The organism is Mesorhizobium sp. USDA 4413 (genome assembly GCF_056280365.1).
This window is the reverse complement of sequence record NZ_JBVPRP010000001.1, coordinates 1,581,282-1,597,382: the sequence shown is the minus strand read 5'-3', so window position 1 is coordinate 1,597,382 and position 16,101 is coordinate 1,581,282. Positions and strand designations below refer to the sequence as shown.

Annotated in this window: 14 protein-coding genes; 2 read left to right on the top strand and 12 right to left on the bottom strand. The window is 63.9% G+C overall.

Annotated features, from left to right (window positions below; translation table 11 throughout):
- The first annotated feature begins 1 nt into the window (after nucleotide 1).
- Nucleotides 2–940, top strand: coding sequence for a dimethyl sulfoxide reductase anchor subunit family protein (locus ACVMIM_RS07890; protein WP_476111478.1), 939 nt, complete (start codon nucleotides 2–4; stop codon nucleotides 938–940).
- A gap of 4 nt (nucleotides 941–944) precedes the next feature.
- Here the strand turns inward: ACVMIM_RS07890 and pdeM are convergent, their stop codons facing one another.
- The 5 genes from pdeM to ACVMIM_RS07865 form a co-directional block, all read right to left on the bottom strand.
- On the bottom strand, nucleotides 945–1,661 hold the full coding sequence (gene pdeM / locus ACVMIM_RS07885; protein WP_040994054.1) for a ligase-associated DNA damage response endonuclease PdeM: 717 nt from the start codon (nucleotides 1,659–1,661) through the stop codon (nucleotides 945–947).
- 20 nt (nucleotides 1,662–1,681) lie between these two features.
- On the bottom strand, nucleotides 1,682–4,213 hold the full coding sequence (locus ACVMIM_RS07880) for a ligase-associated DNA damage response DEXH box helicase (protein ID WP_476111477.1): 2,532 nt from the start codon (nucleotides 4,211–4,213) through the stop codon (nucleotides 1,682–1,684).
- Nucleotides 4,214–4,317: 104 nt separating this feature from the next.
- Entirely contained in the window at nucleotides 4,318–5,178 is an 861-nt protein-coding gene (locus ACVMIM_RS07875) for a C40 family peptidase (RefSeq protein WP_476111476.1), read from the bottom strand.
- Nucleotides 5,179–5,205: 27 nt separating this feature from the next.
- A complete protein-coding gene (locus ACVMIM_RS07870; protein WP_476111475.1) occupies nucleotides 5,206–5,556 on the bottom strand; it encodes a MarR family winged helix-turn-helix transcriptional regulator in 351 nt (116 codons plus the stop codon).
- Between the two features lie 56 nt (nucleotides 5,557–5,612).
- Nucleotides 5,613–6,980 carry a leucyl aminopeptidase family protein gene (locus ACVMIM_RS07865; protein ID WP_476111474.1) on the bottom strand — a complete coding sequence of 456 codons (1,368 nt, stop codon included), beginning with the start codon at nucleotides 6,978–6,980 and terminating at the stop codon, nucleotides 5,613–5,615.
- A 126-nt stretch (nucleotides 6,981–7,106) separates the two neighbouring features.
- Here ACVMIM_RS07865 and ACVMIM_RS07860 point away from each other — a divergent pair, with 126 nt between their 5' ends.
- Nucleotides 7,107–7,934: a tetratricopeptide repeat protein gene (locus tag ACVMIM_RS07860; RefSeq protein WP_476111473.1), complete on the top strand. Its 828-nt coding sequence runs from the start codon at nucleotides 7,107–7,109 to the stop codon at nucleotides 7,932–7,934.
- A gap of 132 nt (nucleotides 7,935–8,066) precedes the next feature.
- On the opposite strand, the gene ACVMIM_RS07855 is transcribed toward ACVMIM_RS07860, so the two are convergent.
- From ACVMIM_RS07855 to cpaB, 7 genes are read right to left on the bottom strand one after another with little or no spacing between them, the layout of a single operon-like run.
- Nucleotides 8,067–9,083, bottom strand: coding sequence for a type II secretion system F family protein (locus ACVMIM_RS07855; RefSeq protein WP_476111472.1), 1,017 nt, complete (start codon nucleotides 9,081–9,083; stop codon nucleotides 8,067–8,069).
- 13 nt (nucleotides 9,084–9,096) lie between these two features.
- Nucleotides 9,097–10,110, bottom strand: coding sequence for a type II secretion system F family protein (locus tag ACVMIM_RS07850; RefSeq protein ID WP_476111471.1), 1,014 nt, complete (start codon nucleotides 10,108–10,110; stop codon nucleotides 9,097–9,099).
- A gap of 29 nt (nucleotides 10,111–10,139) precedes the next feature.
- Entirely contained in the window at nucleotides 10,140–11,636 is a 1,497-nt protein-coding gene (locus ACVMIM_RS07845; RefSeq protein WP_476111470.1) for a CpaF family protein, read from the bottom strand.
- A 30-nt stretch (nucleotides 11,637–11,666) separates the two neighbouring features.
- Nucleotides 11,667–12,950, bottom strand: coding sequence for a CpaE/TadZ family protein (locus tag ACVMIM_RS07840; RefSeq protein WP_476111469.1), 1,284 nt, complete (start codon nucleotides 12,948–12,950; stop codon nucleotides 11,667–11,669).
- Between the two features lie 45 nt (nucleotides 12,951–12,995).
- The gene (locus ACVMIM_RS07835; RefSeq protein ID WP_476117139.1) at nucleotides 12,996–13,727 is read right to left on the bottom strand and encodes a CpaD family pilus assembly protein; all 732 of its coding nucleotides are present in this window, start codon (nucleotides 13,725–13,727) and stop codon (nucleotides 12,996–12,998) included.
- A gap of 14 nt (nucleotides 13,728–13,741) precedes the next feature.
- Entirely contained in the window at nucleotides 13,742–15,250 is a 1,509-nt protein-coding gene (locus tag ACVMIM_RS07830) for a type II and III secretion system protein family protein (protein WP_476111468.1), read from the bottom strand.
- Nucleotides 15,247–16,059: a Flp pilus assembly protein CpaB gene (cpaB, locus tag ACVMIM_RS07825; protein ID WP_476111467.1), complete on the bottom strand. Its 813-nt coding sequence runs from the start codon at nucleotides 16,057–16,059 to the stop codon at nucleotides 15,247–15,249. The genes ACVMIM_RS07830 and cpaB overlap by 4 nt, the downstream gene beginning before the upstream one ends.
- Between the last annotated feature and the right edge of the window lie 42 nt (nucleotides 16,060–16,101).

Below are 16,101 nucleotides of genomic sequence, written 5' to 3'. Positions count from 1 at the left end.
CATGCATCCCGCTTTCTCGGTCGTCTTCTTCACCACCGCCACCGGGGCAGGCTACGGCCTGCTTGCGCTGCTCGGCGTGCTTGGCGGATTTGGATTCATTCCTGCCGATTTCTGGCTTGGCCTTGTCGGCATGGGGTTGTCGCTCGGCCTGATCGCGGCAGGGCTGTTGTCCTCCACCGGCCATCTCGGCCGTCCCGAGCGCGCCTGGCGAGCCTTCTCGCAATGGCGCAGCTCATGGCTTTCGCGCGAAGGCGTGGCGTCGGTCGCGACCTTCATTCCGGCTTGTATGTTCGGCATCGGCTGGGTGTTTCTCGGCAAGAGCGGCGGCTGGGTCGCTGTCGTCGGCCTGCTGGCGGCGGCCGGTGCGGTCACGACAGTGTGCACCACCGGCATGATCTATGCCTCGCTGAAGCCGATCGCGCAGTGGCACAGCCGCTATACTTTGCCGGCTTATCTTATTTTCTCGGCGATGACCGGAGGCGTTCTCGCCAACGCCTGGCTTCAGGCGTTCAAGCTGGGTTCAGCGGCGATGCTGGCCTGGGCCCTCCTTGCCACGCTCGCCGGCTGGGGCTGGAAGCTTGCGACGTGGCGCTACAATGACCGGCTGGAGATACCGACAAATGCCAATACCGCGACCGGACTCGCCGGCGGCACGGTGCGGTCGATCGAATGGCCGCATACGGAAGAGAACTATGTGCTGAAGGAAATGGGTTTCCGCATCGCGCGCAAGCACAGCGCCAAGCTGCGACTGATTACGCAGGCGTTGGCCTTCGCCGCGCCTGCCATCCTGCTGGCGACTGTGTTCTTCCTGCCATGGCCCTTGGGCGCGATCGCGTCCGTGCTTGCGACCGTCGCGCAGCTCGCCGGCATGCTGGTCGAGCGCTGGCTGTTCTTCGCCGAAGCGAAGCATACGGTCACGCTCTACTACGGACGAGAGTAGCGTCTCAGCCCGGCCGCAGCATCGAGCCGGAGATGGCAAAGATGCGCTCGGCGCCAAGCATATAGGCAACAAGCGTTTCCAGGCGGAACAGGCCGGCATAGGCGCGGTCGAGCACGTTGAGCGAGCCGGTATAGGCGCCGAAGGCCGGCATGATCATGCGGCCGCCATCGCCGGCGAAACAGCGCCGCCGGACCGAGCGGCCGCGCTGGACGATGCGCGCGCAAGGATGGAGGTGGCCGGCGATCTCGCCTTCGACCCGGGTTTTCGACGGCTCATGGCGAAAGAGCAGCGAACCGACGGCGAGTTCCTTGACCGTCTCGCCGGGCAGGTCGGCGGGCGCTTCCGGGTCGTGGTTGCCGGCGACCCAGAACCAGTCGCGGCCGGCCATCATAGCCTCCAGCTGTTCGCGGAAGCTCTGATGCATGCGCTGGGCGCCGCCACCATCGTGGAAGGAGTCGCCCAGGCTGACGACGATGCGCGGTTGGTAGTCGGCAATGACCGCCTGCAGCCGCAGCAAGGTGGCGCCGGTGTCGTAAGGCGGGATCAGCGCGCCGCGCCGGGCAAAGGAAGAACCTTTTTCGAGATGCAGGTCGGAGACCGCGAGCAGTCGCAGATCGGGGAAATAGAGAACGCCGCGCCGGTCGCAGACCGCACGCTCGCCGGCGATGCCGACAAGGTCGGCCTCGGCGATCAGCGTTGCGCGCGACAGCGAAAAATTCATCCCCCTCTGGGCCCTCTCTTTCACTCCGTCATCTCAGGGCCCATGGCCTCTTCGACGAGCGTCGCGGCATCCATCAACAGGGTCTCGTCCGCTTCGCCATGCACCGGCATCTTGCCGATTTCGAGCATGATCGGCACGGCGAGCGGCGATATCTGTTCGAGCTTCTTATGCACGATTCGACCGCGGATGCGCGAGAGCATCTCGGCAAGTCTGCTGACATCGAGCAAGCCGGTCGCGGCATCCGTACGGGTGGCCTGCAGCAGGATATGGTCGGGTTCGTGGCTGCGCAGCACGTCATAGATGAGGTCGGTCGAAACGGTCACTTGGCGGCCGCTTTTCTCCTTGCCGGGGTGGCGCTTTTCGATCAGTCCGGAAATCAGCGCGCAGTTGCGGAAGGTGCGCTTCAAGAGCCAGCTGTCGGCAAACCAGGCTTCGAGATCATCGCCCAGCATGTCTTGATCGAACAGCGTGGCCAGCGACGGTTTTCTGTTCCTGAACATCCAGCCCATATCGGCCAGCGACCAGATGGCCAGCGCATAGTCTGTGGCAACAAAACCGACTGGCTTGGCCCCCGCCCGGTCGAGCCGTCGCGTCAGCAGCATGCCGAGCGTCTGATGCGCAAGCCTGCCCTCAAACGGATAGGCCACGAGGTAATAGCGGTTGCCGCGTGGGAACGTCTCGATCAACAGGTCGTCGCGTTTCGGCAGAACGGACTTCTCCGCCTGGAACCGCAGCCAATCCGCGACCTGCTCGGGTAGTTTCTTCCAGCGTTGCGGGTCGTCGAGCATGGCCCGCACCTGCTCGGCGAGATAGGTCGAAAGCGGGAATTTGCCACCGCCATAATAGGGCACCTTTGCGTCGCTACCAGGCGCGTTCGAGACGAAGCACTCGTTCTCGCGAATGCCTTCGAAGCGCAAGATCTTGCCGGCGAACATGAAGGTATCGCCGTGCACCAAAGTCTCCAGGAATGCTTCCTCGATCTTTCCCAGCACCCTGCCGCCGCGCGAGGCCGCCCCCCTGCTGCCGGCCTGCACATAACGTACATTGAGCGCCGGCACTTCGATGATGGTGCCGACATTGAGCCTGTATTGCTGGGCGACGGCCGGATTTGAAACCCGCCACAAGCCTTCCTTGGTCTGCCGGATGCGGGCATAGCGCTCGTAATTTCTCAGCGCGTAGCCGCCGGTGGCCACGAAATCGATGACGCGGTCGAAAGTCGGCCTGTCGAGGCTGGCATAAGGTGAGGCCGTCCTTACCTCATCGAACAACGCATCGGCATGGAAAGGCGCGCCGCAGGCGCAGCCCAGCACGTGTTGCGCCAAGACGTCGAGCCCGCCATTGACCAGCGGCGGCGTGTCCTGGGCGCCGAGATAATTGGCGTCGAGCGCGGCTCGGCACTCCAGCACTTCGAAGCGATTGGCAGGAATGAGGATCGCCTTGGACGGCTCGTCCATCCGGTGGTTGGCGCGGCCGATGCGCTGCGCCAGGCGGCTGGCGCCCTTCGGCGCGCCGACATGCACCACCAGATCGACATCGCCCCAGTCGATGCCGAGATCGAGCGTCGAAGTGGCGACGATGGCGCGCAACGCATTTTCGCCCATGGCCTTCTCGACGCGGCGGCGCTGAGCGACGTCCAGGGAGCCGTGATGGAGCGCGATCGGCAGCGTGTCCTCATTGACGCGCCATAGCTCCTGGAACAGCAACTCGGCTTGGCTGCGGGTGTTGACGAAGAGCAGCGTGGTCTTGTGCCGCTTGATCTCGCGGTAGATCTCGGGCGTGGCGTAACGGGCGGAGTGCCCGGCCCAAGGCACCCGCTCTTCCGAGTCGAGGATCGATATCTCGGGCTTCGCGCCGCCCGTGACGACGATGATCTCGGACATGGCGCCGGGAGACGCCTGGCTGACCAGCCAGCGGCGCAACTCGTCGGGCTCCGCCACGGTGGCCGACAGGCCTATGGTCTGCAACCCGGGGACGAAGGCGCGTAAGCGCGCCAGGCCGAGCGCCAGCAGATGCCCACGCTTGGAAGTGACCAATGAATGCAATTCGTCGAGCACCACGTAGCGCAAATCCTCGAAGAAGCGTCTGGCGTCGTTCGAGGCGATCAGCAGCGCAAGCTGCTCGGGCGTGGTCAGCAGGATGTCCGGGGGCACCAATTTCTGCCGCTGGCGCTTGTGCGAAGGCGTGTCGCCGGTGCGGGTCTCAATCGTGACGGGCAGGCCGATCTCCTCGACCGGCTTGCCGAGATTGCGCTCGATGTCGACGGCTAACGCCTTGAGCGGCGAGATATAGAGCGTGTGAATGCCGCGGCGGGCTTCGCCCGGCTTTCGCTTGGGACGGTTGGCGAGCTCGGTCAGCGACGGCAAAAAACCGGCCAGCGTCTTGCCGGCCCCGGTCGGCGCGATCAGCAGCGCCGATTGGCCGCTTTGCGCCTTCGCCAGCAGGTCCAATTGATGGGCGCGTGGCGACCAGCCCTTTTGGCCGAACCATTTGACGAATGGTTCAGGCAGCAGGACGGCGGCATTCCGTTCGGCAAGGCGCGGCTGCTCGGTCACGCGCAAGAGTTAGCGCGGCGGCAGGCAATCGCCAAGGAAAATCGGAACAAAAGGGGATCAACGTCCCTTTTCCTTTCCCTTGTGGGAGAAGGGAAAGGCTGGGGCTACGGCCTCCTGAAACCCGTCGGGCCGCCATAGAGATAGCCGATGCGCTGGACCGCTTCCTTCAGCCCCTCGCGCGAGACCAGCATGGTGTGACCGTTGGCGTGGATCATGTTCTTTTCGTCGGTCATGATCGCGACGTGACCTTTCCAGAAGACGAGGTCGCCACGTCGGAGACCTGAATAGTCCGCAGCCGGTTCGAACGGCGTGCCGATAGACGCTGCCTGCATATCGGAGTCGCGCAGGACATCCTTGCCCGTCATGCGCATCGCCAGCTGCACGAGGCCGGAGCAGTCGATGCCGAAGCCTGAGACACCGCCCCAGAGATAGGGCGTGCCGAGGAAGCTCTCGGCGACCGTGACGTAATCCTCGGCCAGCTCGGCGAGCGGCTGCAAATGGCGGGCGATGACCGCCTGGCCGGATGGCAGCAGCGCGTAATGCGTGCCGCGCGTTTCGGCAGAACCGGTCACCGTCACAGTCGAGCCCATCGACAACTGTCCGCTGATCGGAAAGCGCAGATCCGGTCCCGGATAGAGGAAAGTGCGAGACACGGAGACGATGTGAGTCGGCTCATGTTCGCGCGCGCCAAGAAGATTGTCGGCCACATAGCCGACATAGCCGTCGCGCGCAGCCTGCACCCAGGCCCAGCCTTCCGCGTCCTCGAAGACGAGCACGTCGTCGCCGAAGAGCATCTGCGTGTTGACGCCAGCATCGGGGCGCGGCGCCTTGCGCAGATCGGCGACAGCGGCCGTGATCCGCGCCGGGCGGCCGGTGACGAAGCGGTCGGCGGCGACCTCGCCCTTCAGCCTCGCATCGGCAAGGTCGGAGCGGAAGGCATGAAGGCGAGCATCCCTGGCGGTCAAATCGATAATCCAATCGTCAGAATGAGGTCAGATGGGCAGTTCGTGCGCCCGGGCAACGATAACATCGCCGAAGCGCTCGACAAAGAGCGCGCCTTCCACCGTCCGCCGGATCAGCACGTTGCGCTTGTCGAGCTCGTCGCGATGGCGCGATACCAGCTTCAGCGCGCCCATCGTGTCCAACGCCCGGGTGATGACCGGCTTGGTGACATTGAGCTTGGCGGCCAGCCCGCGCACCGTGTGCGGCGGCGGATCGAGATAGATGGTGAACAGGATCGCCGTCTGGCGCATGGTGAGATCGGGCTCGCCATCGCGCACCTGGGCCAGCATCACCTGCTGCCACAGTCGCAAGGCCTGGCTCGGGCGCATCGAGATCGACATCGCCCAAGCATGCCAGCAAATTGTTTCGGTTCCGTTTCAGTGACTGCGTTTCGCCGCTACGCTCCAAAACGCCCGGCGATGACCTGCTCCAGCGCGCGGATGCCCTGCGCCTCGCCGCCGGTCGGGCCATAAGGGCGATCGGCCGGGTTCCAGGCGAAGATGTCGAAATGCGCCCAGCTGCGGGTCTTCTCGACGAAGCGCTTGAGGAAAAGTGCCGCGGTGATCGATCCGGCAAAACCGTCGGTCGTCACATTGTTGATGTCGGCGATCTTCGAGGAAAGCTTCGCGTCGTAGGGACGCCACAAAGGCATACGCCAGAGCGGATCCTCGACCTTGACGGACGCCGCGCTCAGATCGGCGGCAAGCGTTTCGTCGTTGGTGTAGAAAGGCGGCAGATCGGGTCCCAGCGCGACACGCGCGGCACCGGTCAGCGTTGCCATGTCGATGAGCAAAGCGGGCTGCTCCTCATCGGCCAGCGCCAGCGCATCGGCCAGGATCAGCCTGCCTTCTGCGTCGGTGTTGCCGATCTCGACCGTGATGCCCTTGCGGCTCCTCAACACATCGCCGGGCCGGAAGGCATTGCCGGCGATCGAATTCTCGACGGCGGGGATTAGCACGCGCAGCCGAACATTCAATTTCGCCGCCATGATCATGGAGGCAAGGCCCAGCACGTTGGCGGCGCCGCCCATGTCCTTCTTCATCAAAAGCATGCCGGCCGACGGCTTGATGTCGAGGCCGCCGGTATCGAAGCAGACGCCCTTGCCGACCAGCGTCACCTTCGGCGCATCGCCCGGTCCCCAAACCATGTCGATCAGCCGCGGCGCGCCGGTCGAAGCCCGGCCGACGGCATGGATCATAGGGAAGTTCCGCGCGAGGAGATCGTCGCCATGGATCGCGGAGATATCGGCGCCATTGGCGGCCGCGAGTTTCCGGGCGGCTTCCTCCAGTTCAAGCGGCCCCAGGTCGCTGGTCGGCGTGTTGACGAGGTCGCGTGTCAGGAACACGCTGTCGGCGATGCGGCGGACATGCGCGGCGTCGGCGCCCTCAGGAAGCGCAAAGCGCAAAGCTCTGCCGGGTTTCTTGCCGTAGCGGGTGAAGACGTAGCCCCCGAGGGCCAGGGCGAGCGCGGCGAGATCAGGCTGCGCGATCGCCGACGCGAAATGCCAATCGCCCTCCGGCAACGACCTTCCGAGCGCGCCGAGGGCAAGAACGCTTTCGCCATCGCCGGTGCCGAACAATGCGCCGGCAAGGCTGCCACCCTCGCGCGGCAGGACCAGCGTGCGCCCTGCCTCGCCGGAAAAGCCGTTTGCTCTTGCCCATGCGACGGCGGCCGGGGGCAGCGCGGAGGCTTCAAGGGCGTCCTTTGGCACCAGAAAGACAGGCAAGGCGGCCTCCGGCTTCTGCTCAACGAGTTCTACAGGCATGTAATGATCTCCGGCCGAACAGCTTGAGTCGGCGCTTCTTAACGGTCCGTTAGGGTTAACAGAATATTTCTGCGGGAGGGAAGACGGCCAGCCAATGGCCGCACAGGAATGGAGACCGGGCCGCAGATGCCTACCACAGCCTTGAACCTTACAGCCAAGCGTCTCATCACTACCGCCTTCATGGCGGCATTGGCGGCCAGCGTCGCAGGCTGCGGCAGCACCAGCAAGTTCACCACCGGCTCCATCTCCCGCTCCGACAGCAGGCCGCTGGAAACGATGTCGGCCAGCGAATTGCGGACGGCCACGTCCAGGCTCGGCCAATCCTACGCCCGCAATCCGAACGACAAGCGACTGGCGATGAATTTCGCGGCGGCGCTGCAGATGGACGGCGACGCCGACCAGTCGCTGGCGGTGATGCGCAAGCTGGCGATCGCCTATCCCAAAGATCGCGACGTGCTTGCAGCCTATGGCAAGGCGCTTGCCGCCAACGGCCAGTTCGAGCCGGCCCTCGATGCGGTGCGGCGCGCGCAGACGCCCGAATATCCGGACTGGAAGCTGGTGTCGGCGGAAGCCGCCATTCTCGACCAGATGGGTCAGAAGGACGAAGCGCGGCAGGACTATCGGAAGGCGCTGGAACTGAAGCCGAACGAACCTTCGGTGCTGTCCAATCTCGGCATGTCCTATGTGCTCGAAGGCGACCTGCGCACGGCGGAGACCTATATGCGCTCGGCCGCGCAGCAGCCTGGCGCCGACAGCAGGGTACGGCAGAACCTCGCGCTGGTCGTCGGGCTGCAGGGCCGCTTCGACGAGGCCGAGAAGATTGCCTCGCAGGAACTGTCGCCCGAGCAGGCGCAAGCCAACATCGCCTATCTGCGGCAGATGCTCGCCCAGCAGAACGCCTGGAGCCAGTTGAAGGATCAGGACAAGGGCAAGGCGAAAGTCGCCACGAACTGACCGCGGGCATCGCCAAAGCACCGCTGAAATTAAAAGCCACGCGGGACCTCGCGCGGCTTTTTGCTTGATGCGAACGGAAGGCTACGGCGAAGTCGCCGAGCCTAACGGCTCGGCACTTTTCCCGGAATTGCTTTACTGGCCCGAGGAGCTGTGCTGGTCGCCGAAGATGCCGCGCTGGCTGACCTGGATGCCGGCCGGCCCAAGAATGATGGCGAATAGAACCGGCAGGAAGAACAGGATCATCGGCACGGTGAGCTTCGGCGGAAGGGCCGCGGCCTTCTTTTCGGCGGCGTTCATGCGCATGTCGCGGCTTTCCGAGGCGAGTACACGCAACGCGTGCGCCACCGGCGTGCCGTAGCGTTCGGCCTGGACCAGGGCCTGTGACACCGACTTCACCGATTCCAGGCCGGTGCGACTTGCCAGGTTCTCATAGGCGATCTTGCGATCCTGCAGATAGGACAGCTCGGCATTGGTGAGCACGAATTCCTCGGCAAGCGGCACCGACTGCGCGCCGACTTCGTCGGCGACCCTGCGCAAGGCCGCTTCCACCGACATGCCGGATTCCACGCAGATGAGCATCAGGTCGAGGGCGTCCGGCCACGCCAGCTGGATCGACTGCTTGCGCTTGGTCGCGCGGTTGTTGACGTAGAGGATCGGCGCGTAGAAGCCGCCATAGGCGACAACGACACAGACGAACAGCTTGATGAAAGCCGGCTGCTGCGGCAGTCCGCCGAGCACAAACAGATAGGCGGCCGCCAAGGCAAAACCGACGAATGGCAGGACGAGGCGGAAGAAGAGGAAACGCGTCATCGGATTCTGGCCGCGGAAACCCGCGACCTTGAGCTTCTGAATCGTGCCTTCATCGACAAGCGCACGCCTGAGATTGAGGCGATCGACGATGTTCCGCATGCCGATGGACTGTTCCTCGCGCAGGCCCTTGCGACGGCGTTCGGCCTCGTTGGCCAGCCGCGTACGCTGCTCGGCGCGCAATTTGTCGCGTTCGAGCGCCACCGTCTTCATGCGCGACTTGAGCGACGTGCCGCCGAATGCCGGCATGAGGGTGAAGATGGTCGCAAACACGGCAATGCCAACTAGCATCGCGATCAGGAAAGAAGGGTCGGTGAGTGTTTTGACGACCTGCTCTGTCACGGGATCCGCGCCCCTACACTTCGAAGTTCATCATCTTGCGCATCACCAGGATGCCGATCGACATCCATACACCCGAGCAGCCGAGGATCAGGTTGCCGACATTGGTGGTGAACAGCGGCATGATGTAGTTCGGGCTCGACAGATAGACGAGGAAGGCTACGACGAAGGGCAAGGCGCCGATGATGACGGCGGACGCCTTGGCTTCCATCGAAAGCGCCTGGACCTTGGCTTTCATCTTCTTGCGGTCGCGCAGGACGCGCGAAAGGTTGCCCAGCGCCTCGGAAAGGTTGCCGCCGGCCTGCGACTGGATCTGGATGACGATGCCGAAGAAGCCGGCCTCGCTGCATGGCATGGTCTCGGACATGCGCATGGCGGCGTCGGGCACCGACATGCCCATCTGCTGGGAATCGACGATGCGGCGGAACTCGGACCGCACCGGTTCGGGCGATTCGTTGGCGATCAGGCGGATCGCGTCGTTGAGCGGCAGCCCGGACTTGACCGCGCGCACGATGATGTCGAGCGCGTTCGGGAACTCTTCGAGGAAGGCCTTGACGCGGCGTGTGCGGCGAAACGACACGAACCAGCGCGGTAGGCCGAGGCCGCCCGCCAGCAGGGCGCCGGGCAGGGCCCACAAAGGCGCGCCGACGAAAAAGAGAAGGCCCGTCAGCACGATGCCGCAGACGGCCGAATACATGTAGAAGCGCTCGATCGGAACCTGCATGCCGGCCTGGCGGATCTGAACCTTCAGCGGCGGCTTCCTGACGTTTTGATCGTTGGTCTTCTGCTTCTCGTCGAGCTGCTTGAGGGAATCCTGAAGACTTTTGCGCCGCTTGACCGCTTCCGCGGCGCGATCGCGCGTGGCTTTCACCACCGACCGGTCGGTTTCGGCCGTCTTGATGGTCTGAAGCCGCTTGCCGGCCTGTTTCTCGTTGTCGATGCGCGTGAACAGGAAAGCATAGGCCACCGCACCGGCGCTGAAGCCGGCGAGCACGACGAAAGCCAGGACGGTGGTGTCAATTCCGAACATCGACCGGGGCCCCTGCACCTCCAGACAAATCAGTCAGCGCGCTTCTCCATCGCCTCGAGTGCATTGGCCAGGCGCTGCTCCTCGCCATAATAGCGGGCGCGATCCCAGAAGTGCGGGCGGCCGATGCCCGTGGACACATGCTCGCCGACCAGCCGGCCGCTCGAGTCCTCGCCCTTGATGTTGTAGAGGACAAGGTCCTGGGTGATGATGACATCGCCTTCCATGCCGACCACCTCGGTGATGTGGGTGATGCGGCGCGAGCCGTCCCGCAGGCGAGCCGCCTGGATGATCACGTCGATCGAGCCGACGACGATCTCGCGCACCGTGCGCTGCGGCAGCGAGTAGCCGCCCATGGCGATCATCGATTCGATACGGTTGAGACATTCGCGCGGGCTGTTCGAGTGGATCGTTCCCATCGAGCCGTCATGGCCGGTGTTCATCGCCTGCAGCAGATCGAACACTTCCGGTCCGCGCACTTCGCCGACGATGATCCGCTCGGGCCGCATGCGTAGGCAGTTCTTGACCAGGTCGCGCATGGTCACCTCGCCCTCGCCCTCGAGATTGGGCGGCCGGGTTTCGAGACGGACCACATGCGGCTGCTGCAGCTGCAGTTCCGCCGAATCCTCGCAGGTGATGACGCGCTCCTCGCGGTCGATATAGTTGGTCAGGCAGTTGAGCAGCGTCGTCTTGCCGGAGCCGGTGCCGCCCGAAATGACGACATTGCAGCGGACGCGGCCGATGATCTTGAGGATTTCCGCGCCTTGCGGCGAGATGGCGCCGAACTTCACCAGCTGATCAAGCGTCAGCTTGTCCTTCTTGAATTTGCGGATGGTAAGCGCGGTGCCGTCGATCGACAGCGGCGGCGCAATGACGTTGACGCGCGAGCCGTCGGGCAGGCGCGCGTCGCAGATCGGGCTCGATTCGTCGACGCGGCGGCCGACCTGGCTGACGATGCGCTGGCAGATGTTGAGCAGCTGCTGGTTGTCGCGGAAGCGCACGCCGGTCTGTTCGACCCTGCCATTGACTTCGATGTAGACGTTCTTGGAGCCGTTGACCATGATGTCGGCGATGTCGTCGCGGGCAAGCAACGGCTCCAGCGGCCCATAGCCCAGAACGTCGTTGCAGATGTCCTCGAGCAGCTCTTCCTGCTCGGCGATCGACATCGCGAAGTTCTTGATCGCGATGATGTCGTTGACGATGTCGCGGATTTCTTCGCGCGCGCTCTCGGGATCGAGCTTGGCGAGCTGCGACAGATCGATCGTGTCGATCAGCGCGGAGAAAACCTGGCTCTTGGTGTCGTAATAGGTCTCCGAGCGTTCGCGCTGGACCCTTCTTGGCGGCTCCGGGGTCACCGGCGGCGCCTCGACGGGGCGGCGCGCGGTCGGCGCGGCCGGCGTGCTGGAGGGCGGCGCGACCGGCCGTTCGGCCGTCATGGTCCCCGTTGGAGCGACGGCAGGAGCGGATGTCGGCGGACGGAATTCGGGCGTTGCCCGGCTGCCGTCGTCTTTGCCTCTTTTACCAAACATGATGGACTACCCGACGCCACTCAATCAGCGTCACTTCTTGTTGCGCGAGAGCTTGCCGAGGATCGAGCCCAGGCCTGCCTTCTTCCTTGTCTTGATTTCGCTGCGTCCGGTCAGCACATGCGCTATCTCATTGATGGTCGCGACGACCGGGCTCTTGGCATCCATCTCGGAGAGCATGCGGCCGTTGTTGCCGGCATTGCCGAACAACAGCGGTTCGAAGTTGATCACCGCCATCGGCGTGATGCCGAGCGGTTCGGCGAAATCGGAAGCCGCGATCTCGGGCCGCTTCGGAACGCCCGCCTGATTGATGATCAGCTTCGGCGGGGGATCGTTCGGACGCAGCCGCTTCAGCATGTCCACCATGTTCTTGGTGTTGCGAAGATTTGCGAGCTCGGGCGTGGCCGTGATGACGATGTCGTCCGCCTTGACCAGCGTGCTCTTCGTCCACCCGCTCCAGACGTGAGGGACGTCGAGGACCAGCAAAGGCGCGCTGCGCTGCGCCGTCTCGATGACCTGCGCGAAGGCCTCCGAGTCGAAATCATAGACACGCTCTAGCGTGGAGGGAGCCGCCAGCAGCGACAGATGCTCGGCGCATTGCGCGAGCAGACGGTCGAGATAGACCTCGTCGACGCGCTCGGGCGAAAACACCGCCTCGGCGATGCCTTGCGCCGGATCCTGGTCGAAATTGATGTTGGCCGTGCCGAAGGCGAGATCGAGATCGGCGATGACGACCTCGGACTTGAACAGGGAAGACATCGCCCAGGCGACATTGTGAGCGATGGTCGACGAGCCGACGCCGCCTTTGGCGCCGATGAAGGCGATCGAGCGACCGATCGGCTCCGATTCCGGATCGACGAAGATCGACGACACGACGCTGACGATGTCGGTCATCGAGACCGGCGCGATGACATATTCGGAAATGCCTGAGCGGATAAGCTCGCGGTAGAGCCCGACATCATTGTAGTGGCCGATGACCACGACCTTGGAGGATGGATCGCAATATTCCGCGAGCTGGCCGAGTTGTTCGAGCAACTGCTGCGGTTCGCTGCGTGATTCCAGCAGGATCAGGTTCGGTGTCGGCGCGGATTGGTAGAACTCGATCGCGGTCGGGATGCCACCCATATGGACCTTGAGATGGGCCTTGGCCATCCGGCGATCCTCGCCGGCACGCGCGACGGGATTGGCGACCCCCTCGGTCTCGCAGAAGGCCTGGATCGAAATGCGCGGCACGGGACGCAGCGCCTGCATGGCGGCGATGTCCTGCTGCGAAAGATCGCCGGTTTCCGCGGGCGTGTCGTAGGCAAGATTGCTCATCGTCATGCTCTTTCCGTGACTGCTCTCTTCGTCATCCGGCGCGGCTCAGTAGGTTACTTCCGAATTGCCGAGGAACTCGTCCGAGATCCCCCTGCTCCGATAGACGTCGATCACCGCGCCACGATTTTCGGCGTCGATGTCGGACTGCTTGCGCGGCCCGATCAGATCGTTGGGATTGGCCACCTGGGCCGCGAGGTTATTCTGATAGGAGCAGCCGAAGTCGGCGTAATGCTTGTTTTCCGACGTCTCCGTCAGATCATCGGGCCAACGGCCGCATTTATCTGTCTGGGCGCGCACGGCGACAAAGGCGACGCGCACCGGCGCGGACGCTTCCGGCACCGCCGACTGATAGGACGTCATGACGATCCGGTTGCGTTTGACGCCCGCCGCCATGGCGAGCCTGGCAAAGTCGCGACCGGCGGCACGTGCGGCAACCTCGTTGGCGGACCCGGCGGGCATCGCGATCGTCAACGCCGGCGCGGCGCTCTTGTCGTAGCCGTCGAGAAAGCCGAGCAGCGCATCGCGCTGCGCGCCGGTCATGCCGCGATCGCCAGCGCCGACGGGCAGGTCGATCTTCTGGTTTCTCTCGGCGATCACGATTGGATGGTTCGTGCGGTAATCGTCCGGAACTGATCCCACCGTGATGCTGTCGCGGTTGGCGCAGCCTGCGAGCGACGCGGCAAGCATGACCGCCAGCGCCGGGACCATCTGCCGACGGACCCGTGCGATCCCGGATACTGTCCGGACCGTCATGACCTTCGATGCTGACTTGGACATATCCGCATTCCCACTCATTTGTAGATGAACCCCACGACGCCGTGGTAGCGGCCAGCTGGCCTGTCGGTCTGCATGGTGCCGTAGACGCGGTTGACACGGCCGAGGAACATGGCGGCGCCGTCGCTCGCAGGATTGAAATTGTCATCCGGCTTCGCCAGGTCGTTGCGCGCCACCGGCCGCGACAGATAGGGTGTGATGATGATGACGAGCTCGCTTTCGTTGCGGACGAAATCGCGGCTGCGGAAGAGCGTGCCGAGGACCGGAATTTTTGTCAGTCCGGGTAAGCCGTCGACGGCCTGCCGGACATCGTCGCGGACAAGACCAGCGATCATCATCGAACCGCCGGATGGCAATTCGACCGTCGTGTCCGCCAGGCGTTTGCGCAGCGAGATGATATTGGTGTCGCCCAAAGCGAACGAGCCTTCCGTCGTTGGCTCTGAAACCGCGGTTCTTACCTTCAGGCTGATGCGGCCGGCAGACAACACCACCGGCTGGAACTCCAACCCGATGCCGTATTCGACCTTGTCTGCCGTCCAGGTCCTTTCGCCGGTCTGATTGTCAGTCGATTTATTGCTGGTGACGGAGCTCACCATATTGTATTCGCCACCGACCTTGAACGTTGCCTTTTCGCCCGAAACGGCGGTCAGCGTTGGCTCCGCCAGCGTCTTCATGACGCCAGATTGTTCCATGGCGGTGATGGTGCCTTGCAGAGACGAACTTGCGAAGTCGAAGCCTGAACTGGACAATGGCTTGCCGAGGCCGGGATAGGTGTCGACGGTGGAGCCAAAGGTTATGCCGTTGCTGCCGCCGTTACCTACCATGTTGACGCCGAGCTGCTTCATCACCGAGCGGCTGACCTCGGCGACGGTTACCTTGAGCGTCACCTGGTCGTCCCCGATGATCTGCAACAGGTTGACGATCTTCGAGGTCCGGCGCTCCTGGTCGGGGTTGTTGATGTCGACGCCGCCATTGACAGAGCCGCCGGCGGCGGTCTGCGAATACTGGCCGGTCGTCGCTTCGCCGCCGGACACGAAGATGGTTGCCAGGTCGACGGCGCGTTTGGCATCGAGGGGCGTGTCGACCATGCCCGTCAGGACGACGTTGTCGTTGAGGAGCTCGACCTTGATCTGCGAGGTCGGAATGAAGCGCTTCAGATAGTCTTCCAGCCCGGCGACGTCGCGCTCGACGGCCAGATCCAGGCTGACGATCTGCTCGCCATTGGGACCGAACACAAAGATGTTGGTCTCGCCGACCGCCTTGCCGAACAGGTAGATGCGCCGCGCCGTGCGGGTCACGGCATCGGCAACCGCCGGATTGGCGACAAGGATATCATAGGCGTCGCTCGGCAAGTCGATGACCACGGATTTATTGAGGCCGAGCTTGACGCGCTGCGTGGCGACGGAAGCCGACACGCCGGCACTCGCGGCCTTGGCTTCAACCGGTCCCGGAGCGCTGGTGCCGACGAGGAAAAAGCCGATCGCCGCGGCGGCCAGGAAGGGCAGCAGTTTACCGTTCAGCCTCATTTCCTTGCTCCCACCTCGGAAACCTCGCCTGACTTGATCAGGCGCACCGTTCCGCGCCGGCCATTGCCGTTGACCAGGTAGTCGGCTTCGTCCGTAATCTTTTCATGGATGTCGGTGATCGGGCGCAGCGCGAGCGTCAGACGGTCCGCCATCTGCTGCGCCACCGTGATGATCTCCGCCTGCTGCGGCGTCAGCTCCAAGGTCGCGGTCTGGCCGACCCTGGTCTTCTTGCCTTCCTCGTCTTCCTGGATGGTCTGGTCGATGGCCAGCACGCGGATGTTCTTGAGGATCGTCTCGGTGTTGAAGCCGCTGCCCCCATTGCCGGTGTCGGCGCGGCGGGTCATGATGACGTCGACGAAGTCGTTGGGCAGGATGAAGCCGCCGGCGGACGTGTCGGCCGATATCGCGGTCGCGACGGCGCGCATGCCGGAAGGCAGGATCGACGACATGAAGCTCTGCCCCTCGCCGACCAGTTTGGAGCGCCGCAAAGGTTCGCCCATATACATGGCGACGCGCGCGACCGAGCCCTTGAGCTTTTCGATCGCGTCAGGCTCGGCGGCGCGCGTGATGAAATTGGCGTTAACGCCGTCGGCCGGCCATTCTTCCCAGCTGATGTTGGTGCCGAGCTGGCTGCCCATCGGCACGTCGCCGGAAAGCACCAGCACATCCTGCAGCGCGATCGCCGGCTGTTTGGGCGCATCGACGACGACCTGAGGCGGCGGCGCCGCGACCATGTTCTTCGCCACATAGCCCGCGCTACCCGCCGCGACCGCAGCCACGCCCAGAATAATCAATCGGGATGCTGGCATTCGTCCGAAACCCTTCGCCTCAAGGCAAACCACCTCGCCAGG